Origin of the sequence: Embleya sp. NPDC059237, assembly GCF_042754105.1 — a bacterium.
GTDB lineage: Bacteria > Actinomycetota > Actinomycetes > Streptomycetales > Streptomycetaceae > Embleya.
The window spans coordinates 287573-305814 of the sequence record NZ_JBHZAE010000008.1 but is presented as its reverse complement, the minus strand read 5'-3'; the positions used below and the strand labels follow the sequence as shown (position 1 = coordinate 305814).

At 67.5% G+C, this 18242-nt stretch carries 19 protein-coding genes, 1 tRNA gene and 1 pseudogene; 9 read left to right on the top strand and 12 right to left on the bottom strand.

The genetic code is table 11. The features are described from left to right. Positions 1-19: 19 nt before the first annotated feature. Together ACFXKZ_RS26175 and dcd are read right to left on the bottom strand one after the other, a co-directional pair. Positions 20-517, bottom strand: coding sequence for a phosphoribosyltransferase (locus ACFXKZ_RS26175; RefSeq protein ID WP_078976193.1), 498 nt, complete (start codon positions 515-517; stop codon positions 20-22). Between the two features lie 125 nt (positions 518-642). Then, positions 643-1224 carry a dCTP deaminase gene (gene dcd, locus ACFXKZ_RS26170; RefSeq protein ID WP_020557430.1) on the bottom strand — a complete coding sequence of 194 codons (582 nt, stop codon included), beginning with the start codon at positions 1222-1224 and terminating at the stop codon, positions 643-645. A 127-nt stretch (positions 1225-1351) separates the two neighbouring features. Here dcd and ACFXKZ_RS26165 point away from each other — a divergent pair. Continuing rightward, positions 1352-1422, top strand: a tRNA-Gly gene (locus tag ACFXKZ_RS26165). 65 nt (positions 1423-1487) lie between these two features. Here ACFXKZ_RS26165 and xerC read toward each other — a convergent pair. The 5 genes from xerC to ACFXKZ_RS26140 form a co-directional block, all read right to left on the bottom strand. Next, positions 1488-2642, bottom strand: a complete 1155-nt coding sequence (xerC, locus tag ACFXKZ_RS26160) for a tyrosine recombinase XerC (protein ID WP_380003408.1) — start codon at positions 2640-2642, stop codon at positions 1488-1490. Beyond that, positions 2642-2857, bottom strand: coding sequence for an excisionase family DNA-binding protein (locus ACFXKZ_RS26155; protein ID WP_380003407.1), 216 nt, complete (start codon positions 2855-2857; stop codon positions 2642-2644). Before ACFXKZ_RS26155 ends, xerC begins: the two co-directional genes overlap by 1 nt. A 213-nt stretch (positions 2858-3070) precedes the next feature. Then, positions 3071-3247 (bottom strand): hypothetical protein, encoded by a 177-nt coding sequence (locus ACFXKZ_RS26150; protein WP_380003406.1) that lies wholly within the window; start codon positions 3245-3247, stop codon positions 3071-3073. A gap of 143 nt (positions 3248-3390) precedes the next feature. Continuing rightward, positions 3391-3633 carry a hypothetical protein gene (locus tag ACFXKZ_RS26145; protein WP_380003405.1) on the bottom strand — a complete coding sequence of 81 codons (243 nt, stop codon included), beginning with the start codon at positions 3631-3633 and terminating at the stop codon, positions 3391-3393. Further along, the gene (locus ACFXKZ_RS26140; RefSeq protein ID WP_380003404.1) at positions 3626-4162 is read right to left on the bottom strand and encodes a hypothetical protein; all 537 of its coding nucleotides are present in this window, start codon (positions 4160-4162) and stop codon (positions 3626-3628) included. The genes ACFXKZ_RS26145 and ACFXKZ_RS26140 overlap by 8 nt, the downstream gene beginning before the upstream one ends. Positions 4163-4331: 169 nt before the next feature. On the opposite strand from ACFXKZ_RS26140, the gene ACFXKZ_RS26135 reads away from it, so the two are divergent. Next, positions 4332-5711 carry a hypothetical protein gene (locus tag ACFXKZ_RS26135; RefSeq protein ID WP_380003403.1) on the top strand — a complete coding sequence of 460 codons (1380 nt, stop codon included), beginning with the start codon at positions 4332-4334 and terminating at the stop codon, positions 5709-5711. Between the two features lie 7 nt (positions 5712-5718). Here the strand turns inward: ACFXKZ_RS26135 and ACFXKZ_RS26130 are convergent, their stop codons facing one another. Next, entirely contained in the window at positions 5719-6576 is an 858-nt protein-coding gene (locus ACFXKZ_RS26130; protein ID WP_380003402.1) for a phosphotransferase enzyme family protein, read from the bottom strand. Positions 6577-7012: 436 nt separating this feature from the next. Here ACFXKZ_RS26130 and ACFXKZ_RS26125 point away from each other — a divergent pair, with 436 nt between their 5' ends. After that, positions 7013-7828, top strand: coding sequence for a DUF4231 domain-containing protein (locus ACFXKZ_RS26125; RefSeq protein ID WP_380003401.1), 816 nt, complete (start codon positions 7013-7015; stop codon positions 7826-7828). Between the two features lie 85 nt (positions 7829-7913). Here the strand turns inward: ACFXKZ_RS26125 and ACFXKZ_RS26120 are convergent. The 3 genes and pseudogenes from ACFXKZ_RS26120 to ACFXKZ_RS26110 form a co-directional block, all read right to left on the bottom strand. Then, positions 7914-8132 (bottom strand): annotated as a pseudogene (locus ACFXKZ_RS26120) (ISNCY family transposase); the annotation flags it as partial. A gap of 1427 nt (positions 8133-9559) precedes the next feature. Further along, positions 9560-10111 (bottom strand): YceI family protein, encoded by a 552-nt coding sequence (locus tag ACFXKZ_RS26115; RefSeq protein ID WP_380003400.1) that lies wholly within the window; start codon positions 10109-10111, stop codon positions 9560-9562. Positions 10112-10537: 426 nt separating this feature from the next. Then, complete coding sequence (locus ACFXKZ_RS26110; protein ID WP_380003399.1) at positions 10538-10888, bottom strand: hypothetical protein; 351 nt, start codon at positions 10886-10888, stop codon at positions 10538-10540. A 173-nt stretch (positions 10889-11061) separates the two neighbouring features. Between ACFXKZ_RS26110 and ACFXKZ_RS26105 the strand changes: the two genes are divergently transcribed. The 6 genes from ACFXKZ_RS26105 to ACFXKZ_RS26080 all read left to right on the top strand — a co-directional run bounded on the left by ACFXKZ_RS26105 (position 11062) and on the right by ACFXKZ_RS26080 (position 17289). After that, positions 11062-11988 carry an alpha/beta hydrolase gene (locus tag ACFXKZ_RS26105; protein ID WP_380003398.1) on the top strand — a complete coding sequence of 309 codons (927 nt, stop codon included), beginning with the start codon at positions 11062-11064 and terminating at the stop codon, positions 11986-11988. 1003 nt (positions 11989-12991) lie between these two features. Then, positions 12992-13282, top strand: coding sequence for an MTH1187 family thiamine-binding protein (locus ACFXKZ_RS26100; RefSeq protein ID WP_078976209.1), 291 nt, complete (start codon positions 12992-12994; stop codon positions 13280-13282). 180 nt (positions 13283-13462) lie between these two features. Further along, positions 13463-13978 carry a SigE family RNA polymerase sigma factor gene (locus tag ACFXKZ_RS26095; protein ID WP_380003397.1) on the top strand — a complete coding sequence of 172 codons (516 nt, stop codon included), beginning with the start codon at positions 13463-13465 and terminating at the stop codon, positions 13976-13978. A 156-nt stretch (positions 13979-14134) separates the two neighbouring features. Continuing rightward, positions 14135-15451: a hypothetical protein gene (locus tag ACFXKZ_RS26090; protein WP_380003396.1), complete on the top strand. Its 1317-nt coding sequence runs from the start codon at positions 14135-14137 to the stop codon at positions 15449-15451. A 457-nt stretch (positions 15452-15908) separates the two neighbouring features. Then, the gene (locus tag ACFXKZ_RS26085; protein ID WP_380003395.1) at positions 15909-16739 is read left to right on the top strand and encodes a hypothetical protein; all 831 of its coding nucleotides are present in this window, start codon (positions 15909-15911) and stop codon (positions 16737-16739) included. Between the two features lie 76 nt (positions 16740-16815). Further along, complete coding sequence (locus tag ACFXKZ_RS26080) at positions 16816-17289, top strand: RrF2 family transcriptional regulator (protein ID WP_380003394.1); 474 nt, start codon at positions 16816-16818, stop codon at positions 17287-17289. Here ACFXKZ_RS26080 and ACFXKZ_RS26075 read toward each other — a convergent pair. Then, complete coding sequence (locus ACFXKZ_RS26075) at positions 17219-18211, bottom strand: LysR family transcriptional regulator (protein WP_380003393.1); 993 nt, start codon at positions 18209-18211, stop codon at positions 17219-17221. The genes ACFXKZ_RS26080 and ACFXKZ_RS26075 overlap by 71 nt on opposite strands. Positions 18212-18242 lie beyond the last annotated feature (31 nt).

Sequence of the window (18242 nt, the reverse complement as noted above, 5' to 3'; positions counted from 1 at the left end):
GTCCCGCACCGCTCGTCGCTCAGGCGTCGAGGATCTGGCCCTGGCGGGTGACCACGGGCGGCTCGACGGACCACGGGAAGTTGATCCAGTCGTCGGTGTGCTTCCACACGTATTCGCACTTCACCAGCGACTGCGGCTTCTCGTACACCACGGCGCAGCGCACCTCGGCCACGTTGCCCTCGCAGAAGTCGCGGACCAGGAGCAGCGTCTTGCCGGTGTCGGCGACGTCGTCCGCGATGAGCACCTTCTTGTTCGAGAAGTCCACCACGTCGGGCACCGGCGCGAGCATGACCGGCATGTCCAGCGTGGTGCCGATCCCCGTGTAGAACTCGACGTTGACCAGGTGCAGGTTCTTAACGTCCAGCGCGTACGCGAGCGCGCCGGCCGCGAACACGCCGCCGCGGGCGATCGACAGGATGATGTCGGGCTCGTACCCGTCCGCCGCGACCTGCATGGCCAGCTCGCGCGTGGCCTGGCCGAAGAGCGGCCAGGTGAGGTTTTCGCGCACGTCACTCATGTCCGGGGATGCCTATCTTCTGTTCGGGGGCGTCGGTCGCGGGGGTGCGGGCCGGAGTCGAGGTCGGGATCGGGGTCGGATCGTCCTTGACGGTCGTCCCGGACCACCCTCGCTCCCTCCCCCTCCTAATCGCGGACGTTCGTGCGGTGGAAGTCCTTGAACGACCGTGAGGGGGTTGGCCCACGCTGTCCCTGATAGCGCGACCCGTACACCGAGGACCCATACGGGAACTCGGCCGGCGACGACAGCCGGAACATGCACAGCTGGCCGATCTTCATCCCCGGCCACAACTTGATCGGCAGGGTCGCGACGTTGGACAACTCCAGCGTCACATGCCCGGAGAAGCCCGGGTCGATGAACCCGGCGGTCGAGTGCGTCAGCAACCCGAGCCGCCCCAACGAACTCTTCCCCTCCAGCCGCGACGCGACATCGTCCGGCAGGGACACGACCTCGTAGGTCGAACCGAGCGCGAACTCGCCCGGGTGCAGAATGAACGGTTCGCCCTCCGGCGGCTCGATCATCCGCGTGAGGTCGGGCTGCTCGACGGCGGGGTCGATGTGCGGGTACTTGTGGTTCTCGAAGACCCGAAAGAACCGGTCGAGTCGAACGTCCACACTCGACGGCTGAACCATGGCCGGCTCGTAGGGATCGATCCGAACCCGACCGCAGTCGATCTCCGCGCGAATGTCCTTGTCCGATAGAAGCACGGGCAAAGCGTAATCGCAGCCACCCGCATCCACCCAAACGCTCCCGCACCCACCGCCGGAACGATGCTGCGACCACACTCGACCATCCGGTAGAGTGACGGTGCAGCGCTCCAAGGAGCCCTGTATTGCGGGCGTAGTTTAATGGTAGAACATGAGCTTCCCAAGCTTAGAACGCGAGTTCGATTCTCGTCGCCCGCTCGTGAGGCTGAGGCCCAGGTCACGGACAAGATCCGAGACCTGGGCCTTCGTCGTTTCCGGGGTTCCTACGCCTCGCGTGCCAGATCCGTGCCAGATTGGCGATGATCTTGGGGCCGAGACTTCTTGATCCGCTTCGCGATCGAATCCGCGATGGCTTGGTCCCGGCCGGCGCGGGCGTGCTGGTAGATCAGGGCCGCGCGAGAGGTGGACTGGCCCATGCGGTCCATCAGCTCGCGGAGAGTGGCGCCGGTCTCGGCGGCGAGGACGTTCCCGGTGTGGCGTAGATCGTGGAAGTGGAGATCGGTCACGCCGAGGTGAAGGGTCCCGCGTCGCCACACCCGGGTGAAGTTGCACCGGCGCAGGGCCGCACCCTTCGGGCCGACGAAGAGCAAGCCGTCATCCTCCTTCTCGGCGAACCACTCCACGTGCCGACGGAGGTCAAGCAGAATCGGCGCGGGGATGGTGACGGTTCGCTTGCCGGCGGCCGACTTCGGCGGGCCGGTGATGCGCTTGCCGTTGCTCATCTCGATGGCGGAGACGTCGATGCGGATGGTGCCGGCGTCGAGGTCTACGTAATCGCGCCGGAGGGCAGCGAGTTCGCCCCAGCGCAGCGAGCCGAAGGCGGCGAGGAGGACGAGCGCCCGGTAGCGAGGGCCGACACCGTCCGCGAGCGTAAAGACCTGTTCGAGGGTGAGGATCGGCCGCTCCGGAGCCTTCTCGTCGCCGCCGCCCTTGATACGGCAGGGGTTGCGGCGGATCAGACCGTCGTCCACGGCGGTGTTCATGATCGCGCGCATGAGTCGGTACGCCTTGGCTGTGGTCGACAGGCCGAGACCGCCTTCCAGGCGAGTAGCGCGCCAGCGGCGTACATCCGCTTCCTTGATCGCCGGAATTGGCGCGTCGCCGAACGTGGGCTTCAGATGGAGACGAAGCAGGATGCTGTACAGCTCCCGTGTGCGCGGCCGGAGGTTCGGCCTCTCCTTGATCCAGGCCGTGGCAAACGTGCCGAAGACCATGTCGCCGCGCGGGTCGATCCAGTCGCCGCGTCTCATCTCCGACTCGGTGTCGGTCAGCCACTCTTCGGCGGCCGTCTTGGTGGCGAAGGTCTTGTCAGCCGTCCGCAGTTGGCCATCCGGCCCGGGGTATCGCGCCTGCCACTTCTTGGACGGAAGTTGACGGACCGCCCCGAAACGGCGACGCCGTCCCTTGCTGTTGGCCATCAGGCCACCTTTCCGCATGTCCGGCTGGGCTCGACAAGTCCAGCGCGAATGAAGGCGTCGGCCGCGTCCTGTGGAATTCGAACGTGGCGGCCGATCCGAATGAAGGTGATGCGCCGCTCTGCCATGAGGCGACGGACGAAGCGCTCGCCGACGTTGAGCCGGTCGGCGGCTTGGGGGACGGTCAGGAGCCGTCCGGGAGTGCTCTTCTCGCTCACGGGAGCAAGTCCCCTCGCAGGTCTGGACTGGTCAGGTCGCGTCCTGTTGAGGCCCGTCTGCGTGGGGACCTCGGCTGGTTGTCTCGACACCGTTGGGCGTTTGGTCGGTGCGAGCCGGCCTGTAGCGGCCGTTGCCGAATATCGGTCGGGTGGTGCGTTGGTCCGGTCGGGTGCGCGGGGAGCCGTCTTGCGCACCCGACCGGGGTGTGTGGGTCAGGCTGCTTCGTCGTGCGCGGCGAGGTGATCCAGCTCGGCACAAAGGCCGTTGGCGAGGAGCGCGGCCAGGCGGTGGACTGCGTCGGCGGGGACGGGGCCGAGGTTGACCAGGCCGTCACCGTGGACGTTCACTTCCGCCTTGAGCGCTCCGAAACCATCGTGCAGGCTGGCCATGGCGAGGCGTGCGGCGAGTTCGGTCGTGGCGTTGTTCGCCTTGCTCCAGCCACGAACGTAGGGGATGCCGCGTGCAGAACCTCGGCATGTGGCGCGCAGGTTCGCGCGTTGTCGGCGGCAGAACGCATGGCGATACCTCCTTGTCAGGTGGGGTTCTTCTCGGCTGCGGCGAGAAGTTCGGCGAGCCGGGTAGCGGCTTCCGGTGTGGTGCGGCCGAGTTCGACGAACCCGTAGCCGAAGGCGTTGACGTCGGCCCGGAGATAGGGGAAGTGCTCGGCGAGGCCGGCGGCGATCAGAACATCCCGCAGAGCGGCGACGGCGGTTCGCGCTTCGTACCACGCCGTGGTGTCGATGGGCGACCAGGAAGCCGCGTCCGGATCACTCATCGCCCGTGCCCGCGGCTGCGGCAGTCAGGTTGCGCAGCGCGATGAGGAGATGGACGGTGAGCACCGCAACCGCGTCCCGATCGAGCGTGGATTCCTCCGTGGGCTTGCTGAGCCACTGGTAGCGGTCTCCCGCTTCGGCGTCCCGCCCGGGAACCACCAGGTACCCGCCTGTCGAGAGGTAGCGGTACGGCACATCCCCACGCAGAACCGTCAACGCGCCCGCGAAGAAGGGCTCCCCGACCGGCGCGATGAGGAAAGCGACCTTCCGCGCCTGGTGGTCGATGACGGACGGCGGAGCCAAGGAACCGAGACGCCGATACCAGTCGACCGCTTCGATGCCCAGCCGGTCCGCCACGATGACCGCGTCCACGACGTGGCCGGTCGCCCACAGCCGAGGCGCCCGGGGGTGTCCGGTCCCGGCAGAGGTGCCAAGGGCTGCGAGCAGCCAGCCACCGGCGGATTCACTCGCCTGATGAAGCGTCATGTTCATCTCCCGAAGCCCGCCGGTCGTTCCGCCGGGCATCACCACGATGCGACGGCGGCACCGGTCCGAGGCAGACGGCAAGGGATGACAAGGGGTGACACAGCTTGTCACCTAAGCGCGCGTCAGCAAGATCAACTCACTGCGATTCTTTGACGACGCTTCGTGTGCGCGAGCATGATGGCTTGATCTGGCTCCGCTTCCGGGGAGGCGATTCGTGGTGTCGGCCACCACGCCGTATCAAGCCGATCTCCTACGCGCGGCCCGAACTCACCTCGGCTGGAAGAAGCCCCGTCTCGTCTACGCCCTCCGCCAGGCCGCCGCGCAGGAGGGTCGCTCTCTACCCACCGACACATCACTCCTGCGAAGCATCGCCCGCTGGGAGAACGGCCAGACCTACCCCGCCGACTACGTCGAGCTGCTGGTGAAGGTCTACGGCCAGCCGGCACACCAACTCGGGTTGGGCAACGCCCCGGCCGCTCCAGAGGCCCCTGGCACTGTCTACCCCAGCACTCCCACGGACGGCATCGAAGCACTTGCAGCGCTGTGGCATGCCGATCTCGCGCCTGGTAGCGACATGCAAGCGATGGCCCCGGACCCGACCGCCTGGAACGCGGCACCGCTCGCGTGGCTCGTTTCTGGGCAGCAAGAGCAGTTGCCGAATTCACGAGCCCGAACACAGGTGGGGGCGTCGGACGTCGAAGCCGTTCGTGCAACGGTCGACGTCTACGCCGACTTGGACAACCGCTTCGGGGGAGGGCACGGCCGCCGAGCCTTGATCCAGTACCTGAACGACGACGTCGCCGAATTGCTGACCGCACGCAGCACGGAGCCCGTGAGCCGCGCCCTGTTCGGCACGGTCGCCGAAGCCACGCTCCTCGCCGGGTGGATGAGCTACGACAGCGGCTACCACGGCTTGGCCCAGCGCTACTTCATCCAGGCTCTCCGCTTGGCCCAGGCCGCCGAGGATCGCCGTCTCGCGGGAAGCGTCCTGTCCGCGATGAGCCATCAGGCCACCTACTTAGGCCGCTTCACCGAGGCAGCCAACTTGGCCCGCGCCGCCCAGCTCGGTACCACGGGCCATGCAACCCCAACGCTGACTGCACAGTTCCTCGCGATGGAGGCCCGAGCGCTCTCCCGAGTCGGCGACCACGCCGGATGCAACACGGCCTTGACCCGGGCAACGACGATCTTCGAACGCACCAACCCGGGTGAAGACCCGGAGTGGATCGGCTACTTCGACCAGGCGGAGCTGTCCGCCGAACTCGGCCACTGCTTCCGCGACATGCGCCAGGCCCAGCAAGCCACCACATACGCGGAACTGTGTCTCGGCGGCACGGACGGCCGCTACGTCCGCAGCGACTTCTTCGCGACCATGGTCCTGGCCGAAGCCCACCTGACGGCCGGAGAACCCGAACTCGCCTGCCGCAGCGCCCTCACCGCACTGCAACTCGGGCGACAGCTCAAGTCCGCCCGATGTGTGACGTACCTGTCGGAATTCCGCACGAAGTTGGTGGTGTTCGTAACCTCAGCTCCAGTTGCCGAATTCCTGGAGGAGGCGGAGAGCCACCGCATGTGGCAGCAGACCGCGAGTTGATCCGCCCTCAGAACGGCTTCCACCCGTGCCGGTCGGCACCGGTCCGCAGGTCCGATATACGCCGCGCGACCTCCGCCGTCACCCCAGCATTGCCAGCCATGTTCTGCGTCAGCCACACCGTCATCATCAGCTCGCGCATGTCCGCCAGGACCGGGTAGCCGTACCAGTTCATGACGTCGAAGCCGTACGCGTTCACGAACGCCTCGTACTCGGCCCGGGTATGCCACCCGTACCGCTCGTAGTACATCGCAGTCAGCACCAAGTCCCACTCACGCGGCCCGAGCGCGAACCCGTCCAGGTCGATGAGGACAGCCCGCCCCGCTTCGTCGACGAGCGCGTTCCCGACGTTCGCGTCCCCGTGCACGAGCCCGAAGGGAAGCACGAACTCCAGAGCGTCGTATCGCTTCCGAAGCTCCTCAGCCCGCTGCCGCAGAAACCCACGGTCCTCATCGCCCAACACCACCGCGGCATCGATCCGCCCCCAGGTCGCCGCCAACGGCTCCAGATACGGCACCCCCAGCGACTCCGGCTCCTCCAACCAATGCAACCGCCGCAGCAACTCGGCCAGCGCAACCACACCCGCGAACCGCTCCTCGTCGGCGACAAGCTCCCAGAAGGTCACCACCCGCCCATCAACCACGAGCGGCTGCCGAATCCGCGAAACAACCCGCACCGCCGGGAACCCCACCTCGGCAAGCCACCGAGCAGCAGCCACGGTCCGCTCATGCTCATCGACCCGGTCCGCCGACCGAGCCACCCGCACCACAACCGGATCACCCAACCGGAAAACAGCATTCTCCCCAAGCCGCAGCAGAGCTGCCCCCTCAGCGCTCAGCCCGGCCACAGCACAGGCCGAGCCCAACACGTCCCGAGCATGCTCCGCAGTGAACGCCCCACCGGCCCCAGACACCCCGCCATCCGCCATACCGCGAAGCTACCCGCATCCCGAGCCCTGCCGCCCCACCAACGGCGCCCAATCGACCATTGTCGAATTTGGCTCTACTTGATCAAGGGCGCGCCCGCCGAGCTGGCCCGGGCCTGCCGCGCGTGCGGCGTAACCGCCGGTCACGTCGGGCTCCGGGCCAGCTCGACAACAAACGCCCGAGGGAGGGCCGACTGTACCAATGACCTGCCGGGCTCTGCGTTTTTCGTCCGCCTGTGCGGCAGGTTGTGGTCCCAGCCCTCTTCTGAATCTCCAGACGTGCATCAACACGTATGCGTACCCTGCCAGCAGCAGAATCATCGCAAAAACACAGACACCCGCCGCCGCAGATACAACTACCCCACAGGAGGAGGATTCAATGACATCCCCGACCAGCGCGGGACCAATCGAACTTCTTTTAAGCTACAGTCGAGAGATCGTCGAACTCCAGCACAAAGTGCACATGAAGCGATTGCAGTTGCGATTCATGTACGGCTCTGGGGCCCTTTCTCTAGCAGTCGGAATTTCCTCCTTTGGGGCAACGGCAGTTACGTGGCGAAAAGTTGATCTGGGGCCAATCAATGCCGCAATGATCCCACTAGCGCTGATATTGGGGGCCGTATCGTTTGGCTTCTATATTTACATGAGCGACCATCCATTGCCAAAACTCAAGGCGCTACTACTCAACCTTGACATCGCAGAGGAACGCAAACGACTCAGCGCCTCACAACTCCACCTTGACACATCCATACGGCAATTTTCATACAAAGATTCCATCCCAGGAGATCTGGAATCACTCCGCAAAGAAGCTACGCATTACCGCCGAATCCATAATTTCTTTCAAAGCATTATCATACTTGGATCTCTTGGGACGACAACCGCCGCCGCCCTCACTGATGCCCCATCTCCATACAAAGAAATAACCATCGGGCTAAGTTTCCTCGTTGGCATGTCTGCCGGCTTCACTGGATATTTTAAGTACAAGGAGCGCGGATTTTACCTACAGCAAACAGCTGACGCCATCGAACAACACACAACCGCCTTTGACCTCGGAATTCCTCCATATGCTAACCAAGATCCGGCGGCTAATTTAGGCGCGCTCGTGCGCGAGGTAGAGAACTTGCGCGTAGAACAACGCAAGCGGCAGCAACAGCTAGACCAGCCCCACGAGGGGGCTCGGCCGGCAGCAAACTGACGCTCACCGTTCACGCCGAGTCGGCGTTGCTCGCATGCTCAGTTCGATGTTCTTCCCGTCGATTCAATCAGTATCTCTAGCTACTTGCCAAGGAGTCCGTGACCTCGCGACACGGCGTCTCGTAGCCGAGTTGGTAACGGTGCTTCGGATACAACAGACGTAACAGCGTCTCGACCGGCACGGAGGGACGGCCCGGTCGTTCGGCGAACACCGCCCGAAACGGTGCGATGAACCGCTCGTCGTCCAAGAAGACGTCGATTCGGGCGAGTTCGTCGGGAAGCTGCCGGGCTTACTCCGGCAGCATCTCCCACCACGGGTCTTCCCACGGCAACACGCAGCACCGTCACCACCCCCGAGCGTCGTCCCACCTCCACTGTGACGGCTACGCAGAACAGGCACCAGCAGTTCCCCAGGTCACCGCAGCACAGACCCGGACTTCTTCAGGGGAAAATAGCTAAATCTGGCCACGGATCACATTAACCGACATGGAAGGAATTCACAGCCGTGCTGGGCGCCTGGGGACGGTCCACAAACCTTCGGCCGCGATCCGGGCGCGCTCGATGCGCAGGCCCCCGTTGATACTGGGCTTGGAAACCAAGCCCAGTATTCGAGTATCTAGGTTATTGGTCGGGTTGCGTAACCCGCATGCATGAATCACGGGATGCCGCACGAGCCCCGACAGGCACCGGTTCGGGTGCGTAGGTCGGGTCTCGGGACAGCTCACTGGGTGTGCAACATGCGTATAAATGATCTTGGAATTGGGCAAACTTCCAGTGCGTTCCGTGTGGGTAGACGCCATTTTAGGAAATGTGCTCACATCCGGTTCGAATCCGTATGCGCTTCGAACGACGGAGCGGGGTTCTGCCCCGGACTCCAGCCCTCTCTCAGAGGGGTTGGGCAGAGCAATCACGCTGCGGTTCGAGGTTGGTCTTGAGGTCTGGGGTTCCCTCCTCGATCGGGCACCGGAGGCGTACCCGGAACCCCGGAGGGGGCAACGGCCGAGCGCAAGTGTCACAGTGTGAGCCGTTGCGCCCCTCCGAGAACCAGGGTGCGTGCAGGCATGCCCGATCGAGGAGGGAACCCTCGGACCGACCACACACTTGTTGAACGAGGCAGGCCCGGCTTGCGCACCGAATGCGAACCGGAATGGGCCCGGCTCAGGGGCTCTCCCGGGCACTCGCGGGATGAACGAACGCCCCGCCGCCAGCGGGCGGTTGCGCCGGTCAGCTCCTGGATCACGGGTGAGCCTTCCGAACTGGGAATCCGCTGCCGTCGCTTCGGGCGGGACGATCTCTACAAGCGGGAAGCGTGCGCTCCTCGCCGTGCCAGATGCGTGCCAGAACAGCCGGGGAATCGTGGTCAGCGTGGGACACTGGCGGACAATCGAGCCGTAGGTGCCAGCCAGGACGCGGGGCTGGTCACGGGCGTTTCGAGGTGCAGCTGGAACGGCGCTTCCCAAGCTTAGAACGCGAGTTCGATTCTCGTCGCCCGCTCCGTTCACGAAGGCCCAGGTCACGGACATGATCCGTGACCTGGGCCTTCGTCGTTTGCGGATCCGCTACATCGGGGTGCGTCCTTCGGCGGTGGATGTTGCGTGGGTCGCCGGCAACAGGTGTGGGGTGGCTTTGGGCCGGGACGGCGTTGCGGGCCCGGGGGTGCGGGTGGCGTGTCGTCCCGGCGGTGTTGTGTGTTGTGGCGCCGCCGGATGGGTGTGTCGGTTGGGAGGGCGGGTCAGGGCTGCTTGATGGCGGAGATGTCGAACTCCAGGACGACCTTGTCGCCGACGAGGACGCCGCCGCCTTCCAGGGCCGCGTTCCATTTCACGCCGAATTCCTTGCGGGAGATGGTCACGGATCCCTCCAAGCCGACGCGGAGATTGCCGTAGGGGTCGACCGCGTTGCCCGTGTACTCGAAGTCGATGGTCAGGGGGCGGGTGACGTCCTTGACGGTGAGGTCGCCGGTGACGCGGTACTCGGTGTCGGAGTTCGCCTCGATGGAAGTGGTCCGGAAGGTGATGTCGGGGAAGTTGGGGATGTCGAGAAAGTCGTTGGTGCGCAGGTGCTGGTCGCGCTGTTCGACGCCGGTGTGGATGCTCTCGGCCTTGATGACCAACTGTGCGCTGGACTTGGTCGGGTCGCTGCCGTCCAGGTGGGCGGTGCCCTCGAAATCGCTGAACGAACCGCGGACCTTGGTCACCATGGCATGGCGGGCGACGAAGCCGATCCGGGTGTGGGCGGGGTCGAGGACGTAGTCCCCGGTGAGCTCGGGGAGGGTGGCGGTCATGGTGAGCGGATCTCCCTGGGTCGGTCGGGATCCCGGCGGCGTTTCGCCGGGATTGTCTCCTGACCCACGCTAGGCGTGATGGGCGCCTGGGCCGCCCGGACGCGCGGGGAGTGCACTCCGAATGATGACCACGGGCCGCCGCCACCACTGCGGCTCGTGGTCGGCACCGACGCGAACAGCTCGCAGGGGTGGGTCGTTTCCGTTGAAGGTGGGTTGGGGCTGGGAACGGCTGGAGGTTTCTGGATGTCTCTTGGTATTTGCTGTCTACGCGGTGCGGTCGAAGTGCGGTGACCGGCGGACGGAGGTCGATGCCGAAGGGCACGCGGGTGTGGTCCGTGGTCGAGGTCTTTGGGGTTCTGTGGGTGGCAGCCCTGGAGGGGCCTACGACCCGATGCCGCTCGGGTGGCGGGGTGGGTGGGGCTTGGGCTAGTGGAACTCGTGGATCAGTTCTATTTGGCCGACTATGTGGTTGTTGAATTCTGGGAGGTCTTCGGCTGGGACCCAGAGTTCGAGGATGGATTTACCGCCTGCTTGGCGGACCGGGTAGCGGATTACGTATTCGGTTTCGATCTGGAAGCGGGTTACGTAGCCGGAGCCGGAGGCGGGGACGTTCCAGTCTCGGGCGATTTTGATTGCGTAGTCCTCGTTGAGGACCGGGTAGAAGATCGGCTGGTCGGGCAGCCGGGCCGGCCACGCGGTCCAACCGGACTCGCGTACGAGCTCCAGCTCGGCCGGTCCGGTCGGCCGCCAGAGGGTCGTCGTGGGGATGGCGTTCATGGGGTTATGGTGCGGCCGCGGGTGGGTGGGGTGGAAACGGATTTCGCAGGTGGGATGGGGCGGGGCGGCGTGGGACCCGGGTGGGCCGGCGGGCGAGTGACTTGCGCCTCGATCGGGTGGGATCTGACGGGGCGTCATGGAAGTTGGCGGCGGGCGCTGCTAGCTTCCGCGGCATGGATCACCGCATAGACCCCGAATTGCTCGCGGTCCTCCCGTACCTGCCGACCGTGGACATCGCCGAGCCGGCGGCGTTTCGGGCGGCGCAGCGGGCTCGGGCCCAGCCTTTGCAGCGTCCGGCCGGGCTTTTGGTCGAGGATCGGGTGGTGGCCGGGGGTGTGCCGGTGCGGATCTATACGCCGACGGCTGCGGTGGAGGCGGCCGGGGCGGGTGGGGCGCTCGGGGTGCTGGTGTGGTTCCACGGTGGTGGGTTCGTGTTCGGGGACATGGACAGTACGGATGGCAGCTGTGTGGCGACCGCCCTGGAGGTGGGCTGCGTCGTGGTGAATGTGGAGTATCGGCTTGCGCCCGAGGATCCCTTTCCGGCGGGCTTCGACGATGCGTGGGCGGCGCTTCGGTGGGTGGCGGAGCACGCGGCGTCGATCGGGGCGGATGCGGGGCGGATCGCGGTCGGCGGGGTGAGCGCGGGTGGCGGGTTGGCTGCGGCGTTGGCGCTGCGGGCTCGGGACGAGGGTGGGCCGGCGCTGGTGTACCAGGTGTTGGACACGGCGGTTTTGGATGATCGGCTGGACACTCCCTCGATGCGGGAGTTCGATGCGACGCCATTGTGGAGTCGTCCGCAGGCGGAGTTGAGTTGGCGGTACTACCTGGCGGGTGCGGAGGCGAGCGCCTACGCGGCGCCGGCGCGGGCCGAGGATGTGGCGGGTTTGGCGCCCGCGTACATCACGGCCAACGAGTTCGATCCGCTGCGTGATGAGGCGATCGAGTATGCGGTGAGGTTGATTCGGGCGGGTGTTCCGGTCGAGTTGCATCACCGGCCGGGTACGTTCCATGGCTCCAACGCGATCCCGTCGGCGGACGTCTCGCGGCGGGCCCTGGAGGACATCCGCCGCGCCCTGCGGGCGGCTTTTCGGGTCGGGTAGGCGCACGGCGGGGCCGGGCCGTGGAGTGCCGGGTCTCCGGCGACGGCGTCGGCACCGGGGCGGGGCCGGCTCGGGGCTGCGGCATCGATCTCGGCCGTGGGATCGCGGGGGCGGGGCAGCCTCGGGAGCCGAGATTCGGGCTGCCTGTCACCCGAGGCCAAGGCACGGGCGCCGGTTCTGCGGCGGGAGGCCGCGTCACCGGCATGGTCGCGCACGAACCGGCCGGGGCTCCCGCCTGGGCCCGTGACGAGTTCCCGGGTCCGGTCTCCGTCCGGTGTCGGACGGTGTCCTCCGGGCTCATCGGGACCCGGAGGCCGGGGCGTAGCTGCCGGCGTCGTCGGAGGTCAGGGCTTGGCTCCGTTTGCCGGAAGCCGAGCCGGGGCCGCCGGCGGCCGCGCGAGCCAGGGCACGGAGGCCGGTCATCCGGGGGCTGGGGCTCCGCGGCCGGACATCGAAGGCTGCGGCATGGTCGCCGATTGCGAAAGCGAGGGGCCACCGGCCGTCGAACGCCAAGCACAGCCGCCGACCGCAGAAGACGAAGGCATGACCGCCGGGTGCCGAAGGCGGAGGCTCGGTCGCCGAAACCAAAGGCATGACCGCCGATCGCCGCAGGTCGGGGCTCGGCCGCCGGTCGCCGGAGCCCAGGGCTCAGCCGCCAACCGTCGACGGTGAAGGCACGGCCACCGGCCGTGGAAGGTCACGGCGCAGACGCCGATCGCCGCGGCCAAGGCTCGGCGGCCGACCGGCGAAGTTCGATACACGGCCGCTGACCGCCGAAGGCCGGTGTGCCGCCGCCGGTTGTCGGAGGCGGAGGTGTGGCCGCCGGGCCTCGTTGTGGCCGGCTCTCGGGGTGGGCTGGGTTGGTCCCGGGCGCGGGTTGGGGATTGGGGCGGGTGGTTTGGGGGTTGGGGCGGGTGGTTTGGGGGTGGCTGGGGTTTGGGGAGCGGCGTGTGGGGCGTTCTACGCTGGGGGTGTTCGGGGTTGGGATGTGGAGGGTGTTGTTGTGATCGTTGCGTTTTCGGTTTCGCCGTTGGGTGTTGGTGAGGATGTGGGGGAGGCGGTGGCGGCTGCGGTGCGGGTGGTGCGGGCCAGTGGGTTGCCGAATCGCACCGATGCCATGTTCACCTCGATCGAGGGCGAGTGGGACGAGGTGATGGCCGTGGTCAAGGAGGCCGTCGAGGCGGTCAAGGCGCACTCGAATCGGGTGAGTCTGGTGCTCAAGGCGGACATCCGCGAAGGGGTCGTCGATGGGCTGACGGCCAAGGTCGAGACGATCGAGCGCTACCTGGCCTAGCCGGCCCGATCGACGCGCCGCCGATGGGACGTGGTTTTCGGTTCATCGGAGCGCTGTGGGCTGTCCGGATCCGGGCATCCGGCCGGCTTCCCGGACTCCGCGGGGCCGCGCGGGGTGCGATGTAACGTTTTTGCCGGCCGGTCCATTTCCCCTGGTGACGTCGACGAACGGGGGACATCGATGGCCGGCGGAAGCGATGCGGACTTCCGAGAGTTCGCCGCCACGCACAGCCGCAGGTTGTTCCGTACCGCGTGTCTGCTTACCTCTGGTGACTGGCACGGTGCCGAGGACCTGCTTCAGGAGACACTCGGCAAGCTCTATCCGAAGTGGCGCAGGATCGGCCGGATGGAGTGGCCGTTCGCCTACGCGCACACCACGTTGGTTCGCACCTACCTCGAACAACAGCGCCGCAAGAGTTCCACCGAGCGCGCCACCGACAACGTGCCGGAGCGTGCGGCCCGCCCGACGGGCGATCCCGAGTTGCGGCTCACCCTGCTCGACGGCCTGGCCGAGTTGGCTCCGGGGGATCGGGCGGTGTTGGTGCTGCGCTATTGGGAGGACCGCTCGGTGGAGCAGGTCGCCGAGATGTTGCATCTGTCGGCGGGAGCGGTACGGGTTCGCTCCCATCGGGCGCTCGATCGGCTGCGGGCGGTGCTGGGCGATCAGTTGCCGGATCTCGCCCTCGATCGCAGTTGAGTCTCGACTGATATCGGTGAGCGCCGATGGCACCGGTGACACCCGCGACGCCGAGGGCGCACTTGAGCGCGCATCGGCGCGGCTCTGCGGCGCCGGCGCTCCGTTCGACCCCCTGCATGCTTCCGCATTCCTAGTGAAAGGACCGGTGATCTCACCGTGCCTCCTGCCGGTTTTGAGTACCACGACCCCGACTTCGAGCAGGCGCTGCCGGGGGCGCTGAATGCCGTGGTCGATACCTTCCCGGCGTACGACCCCGAGGTGATCGCGCGCGGCGTCGCGCACGGCAAGCGGATTCGGCGGGTGCGGCGCATCCGGATCGGGGCCGCCGCGTGTGCGATGGCCGTCACCGTGGTGGGCGTCGGGGTCGTCCTCGATCGGGCGCTGGAGACCGATGCGTCGGCGGCCTCACGGCGCACGCTGCCGGACGGCGAGATGCCCTCGGCCGGGCCGGTGACGGGCGATCAGATGATCGCCGTCCTGGAGAGCCTGCTGCCCGCCAAGGGGAAGATCAGCGAGGTCTCCGGTGGCGGGTCGCAACTGACGCCCCAGGATCCGCCGTTGATCAGTCGGAATCCGTTCGCACAGCTCGTCTACACCGACTCGGGCGGCTCGACCGGGGTCCGGGTGATGCTGGCCCGCCCCGCGCCCGACAGCCCGGAGAGCCGCATCGCGGACTGCGGTGCCGTCGACGGGCGCAGGCCCTACGACGAGTGCACGAGCAGGCGGCAACCCGACGGATCGAAACTGAGCGTGGCCAAGACCGTCAACGGCATCACGGGCGCGCCCGGGCAACGGCACTGGCGGGTGATCCTGGACCGACCCGACGGCGGCCGGGTCTCGCTCGACGCCTTCAGCGGTGGAGCGCGGGACCAGTGGACGGGTGACAACCCGGACGGCGTCGGCGTCGGCCGGGATCCGCGATTGACGCTCGACCAGCTGACCAGGATCGCGACGGACGCACGCTGGGTACGCGGGATCGACGCCCTGCCGACACCGGATCGACGGATGCTCAGCGTCTTGCAAAGCGTGCTTCCCGCCGGTACCGACGTCACCGCCAAGGGTGAATCGGGGCAAGGTGCGACGGTCGTACTCCGGGACGGGAAGGGGCTGACGAACCTTTCCGCGAGCGTCCGGATGACCGCCGGGCCCCTGGAGTCCTGTGCGGGAATTGCCGATTGTCGGACCAAGACCCTGCCCGACGGCTCCACGACCTTCGCCGCCCGGCAGCCGGTGGGCAATGCTCCTCCGGAGTTCGTCCAGTGGCGGGCGGCGATACGCCATCCGGACGGGCGAACGGTCCAGCTCAACGCCGAGAACGACGCCCATCCGGGGTTGGTCGTCATCGATCACGACGACTACCCGGGGATCGTGATGGAGGCGAACATCGAACGACCGAAAGCATCGCGCACCGAACCGGGACTGACTCTCGACCAATTGGAGGCAATCGCCGCCGATCCGCGCTGGACGCGGTGAGATCCACGCAGAGGGCGCGCAACGCGTACGGCCGGCGAGCCGGGCGTACGCGCCGCGTCGGGTCCGGGCCGGACAGGCCGTCTACTCGCGCCCACACCCACACTCCCACCCGCCGAGTGGGCCCTCCGAAGTGCGTGAAACCCGCTGTACGGCACAGGACTTCGTCGACGATGCGTTTGTGCCGGTGGGACCGTCGATGCGGTTTTTCGTTGTGCGGACACGGCGCCCTCTAGGACCCACTAGGCCGGCCGCCCCTTCGGGGCGGCGGCCGGCCCCAGGTGGAAAACCGCCCAGGAAAACGTCACTCGGGTGGGTGATTGACGGCAACTGCCACAGCACTGTGTGCTGTTCCGTGTCCGAAGCGTGAGTCATCCGGAACATGAGTCGGCCCCCGCTGGTGCAACGAACACCGGTGCGAGGGCCTGACCACTCAACGAGAGGCAACACCCTCATCGTCATGGCTAATTCCCAGCGTACTGATGTCCCCGTCCCTGTCGAGAACCCCGCCGCCGCCGTGTTGGCCCAATTCGGCGGCCTCTCCGGATGGGCGTTCGAAGCCGCCATCCGCTACGAGGCCGCGCCTCCCGGCACCCCGATCTCCGTCGAGAGCATCCGCGAACTCCTCGGCGTGGGCACCCACATCGCCCGCCGCGTGCTCCAGGAACTCACCGACGCCGGCATCGCGGTGGCCAGGCGCTTAAGGGATTCGGCGACCGGGCGCCTGCTCGGTCGTCTCACGGAGTGGTCCGGGCCGCGCGCGGTCCGGGGCGCTCCCGAGGCAGGTTCACCCTCCGCCCCGAAGGCCGCCCCGAAGGTCGCGCCCCACACCGCGTCGAACACCGCGCCGACGGCCGGTCCCGAGCCGGATCCCGCCGTACGTGCCCTCGATCTGCTCCGCTCGCTGGCCGACATGGACGAACGATTGGCCTTCAAGGACCGGGAGTTGCGTACCCTCGTGCCGTTCGTCCAGGCCCGCTTCACGGCCGGCGCCACGGATGACGAGGTCTTCCGGGAGTTGACCGACGACCTACCGCCACCGAGTCGCGAGCTCAAGACCGGCCTGCTGCACTTCCGCCTCACCCGTACCCCGCCACCACCGACGACTCCGGTGATCCCGGCCCAGTCGCGCCGTCCGCGCCTGGTCGAGTGTGCCGACTGCGGGCGCCCCGGACCCGACCTCGTCCCCGGCGATCTGTGCCGCCACTGCCGCACCGGCACCACGCCCGTTCCGCTCGACGGCTTCGCCCGCGCGAAACGGCTGATGCAACTCGCCGGCCTGCCGCTGTGACCGTCGAGGATGGAGCCATCCGAGGGAGCGGGGGTTGTCCCGGATATTCTGGATGGGTAGCGTCCAGCATATGCAGATGAGCGAAGGCGTGGAGTGGGCGCTGCACAGCTGCCTGAACCTGGCGTGGGCCGAATCGGGCACGGCGGTGACGGCGACCAAGCTGGCCGCGTTCTACGGCCTGCCCGCCGCCTACCTCAACAAGCAGCTCCAGGCTCTCGCCCGCGCCGGCATCGTCACCTCGACCTCCGGCCCACGCGGCGGATTCCGGCTGGCCAAGGCCCTGAAGGACATCACCCTGATGGACGTGGTCGTCGCCATCGAGGGCCCCGACGCGGCCTTCCGCTGCCAACAGATCCTGCGCAACGGCCCCGACGCCGACCCGACGGCCGACTACCGCACCACGTGCGTCATCGCGCAGGCGATGTCCCGCGCCGACCTGGCCTGGCGCCGCGAACTCGCCGCGCAGACGCTCGCCGACATCAGGGCGACGGTGGAGTCCCGCTCCCCCGACACCCCGGAGCTGACCCGGAACCGGCTGGCCGCGAAGTAGCCCCGCGCCGCCGGACAAGATCGCGCACGACGGCGAGGAAGTTGTCCCGCACCCGCGTGCCCCGCGCCGGATCCCAGACCGCGCCGATCCGCCAGGAGACAGCGGCCGAAACCACATCCGAGACCGCGCCCGAAGCAGCACCGCCCTCGATCGCCGTCACCTCGACCGTCGACGACGCGATATCGGCCGCCCCCGCCGGCACCAGCGCCACCCCCACCCCCGCCGCGACCAGCGCCAACACCGTCTGGAGGTCGGACGCCTCCTGAACCGGCTCCGACCGAGCATCGAACTCTCGCTCGAACAACTCGATCTGCCGCACCAGCCCCGGCCCCTTCGCCCGGGTGAGCCGCACCACCGGGCGCCCCCGCAACCACGCGGCGACCCCCACCGGATCCGTCGGCGGCGGATCCGCGTCCCGGGGCGCCGCCACCGCGAGCGTGTCGGTCAGCACCACCAACCGGGCCAGGTCGTCCGGCGCCGGCAGCCGTACGAAGCCCACATCGAGGTCGCCCCCGCGGACCGCCTCGATCTGACTCGCGGAGGACATGTCCTCCAACGAGATCTCCACCCCCGGAAAGCGCCGGCGAAAGGCCGCGACGGCCTGCGGCGCGAGATCGATCCCGGACAGCCCGAACCCGACCGCCAGGCTGCCCGCCTCCCCACGCCGGAACTGCCCGGCCCGCCGGGTCAACTGGTCGGCCCGGCGCACCAGTTCGCGCGCCTCCGGTAGCAGCGTGGCGCCCAGCCGGGTCGGCTCGGCACCGTGCCGCCCCCGGGTGAACAGGGTGCCGCCGACCTCCACCTCCAGCGCGCGGATCTGCTTGCTCAGCGCGGGTTGGGTGATCGACAACCCCCGCGCCGCGACCCCGAAGGCACCGCAGTCGGCCACCGCGACCAACGCGCGCAGCAGCCGAATGTCCATGTCGGGAGTCTAGGCGGCGATCCATTCCGTT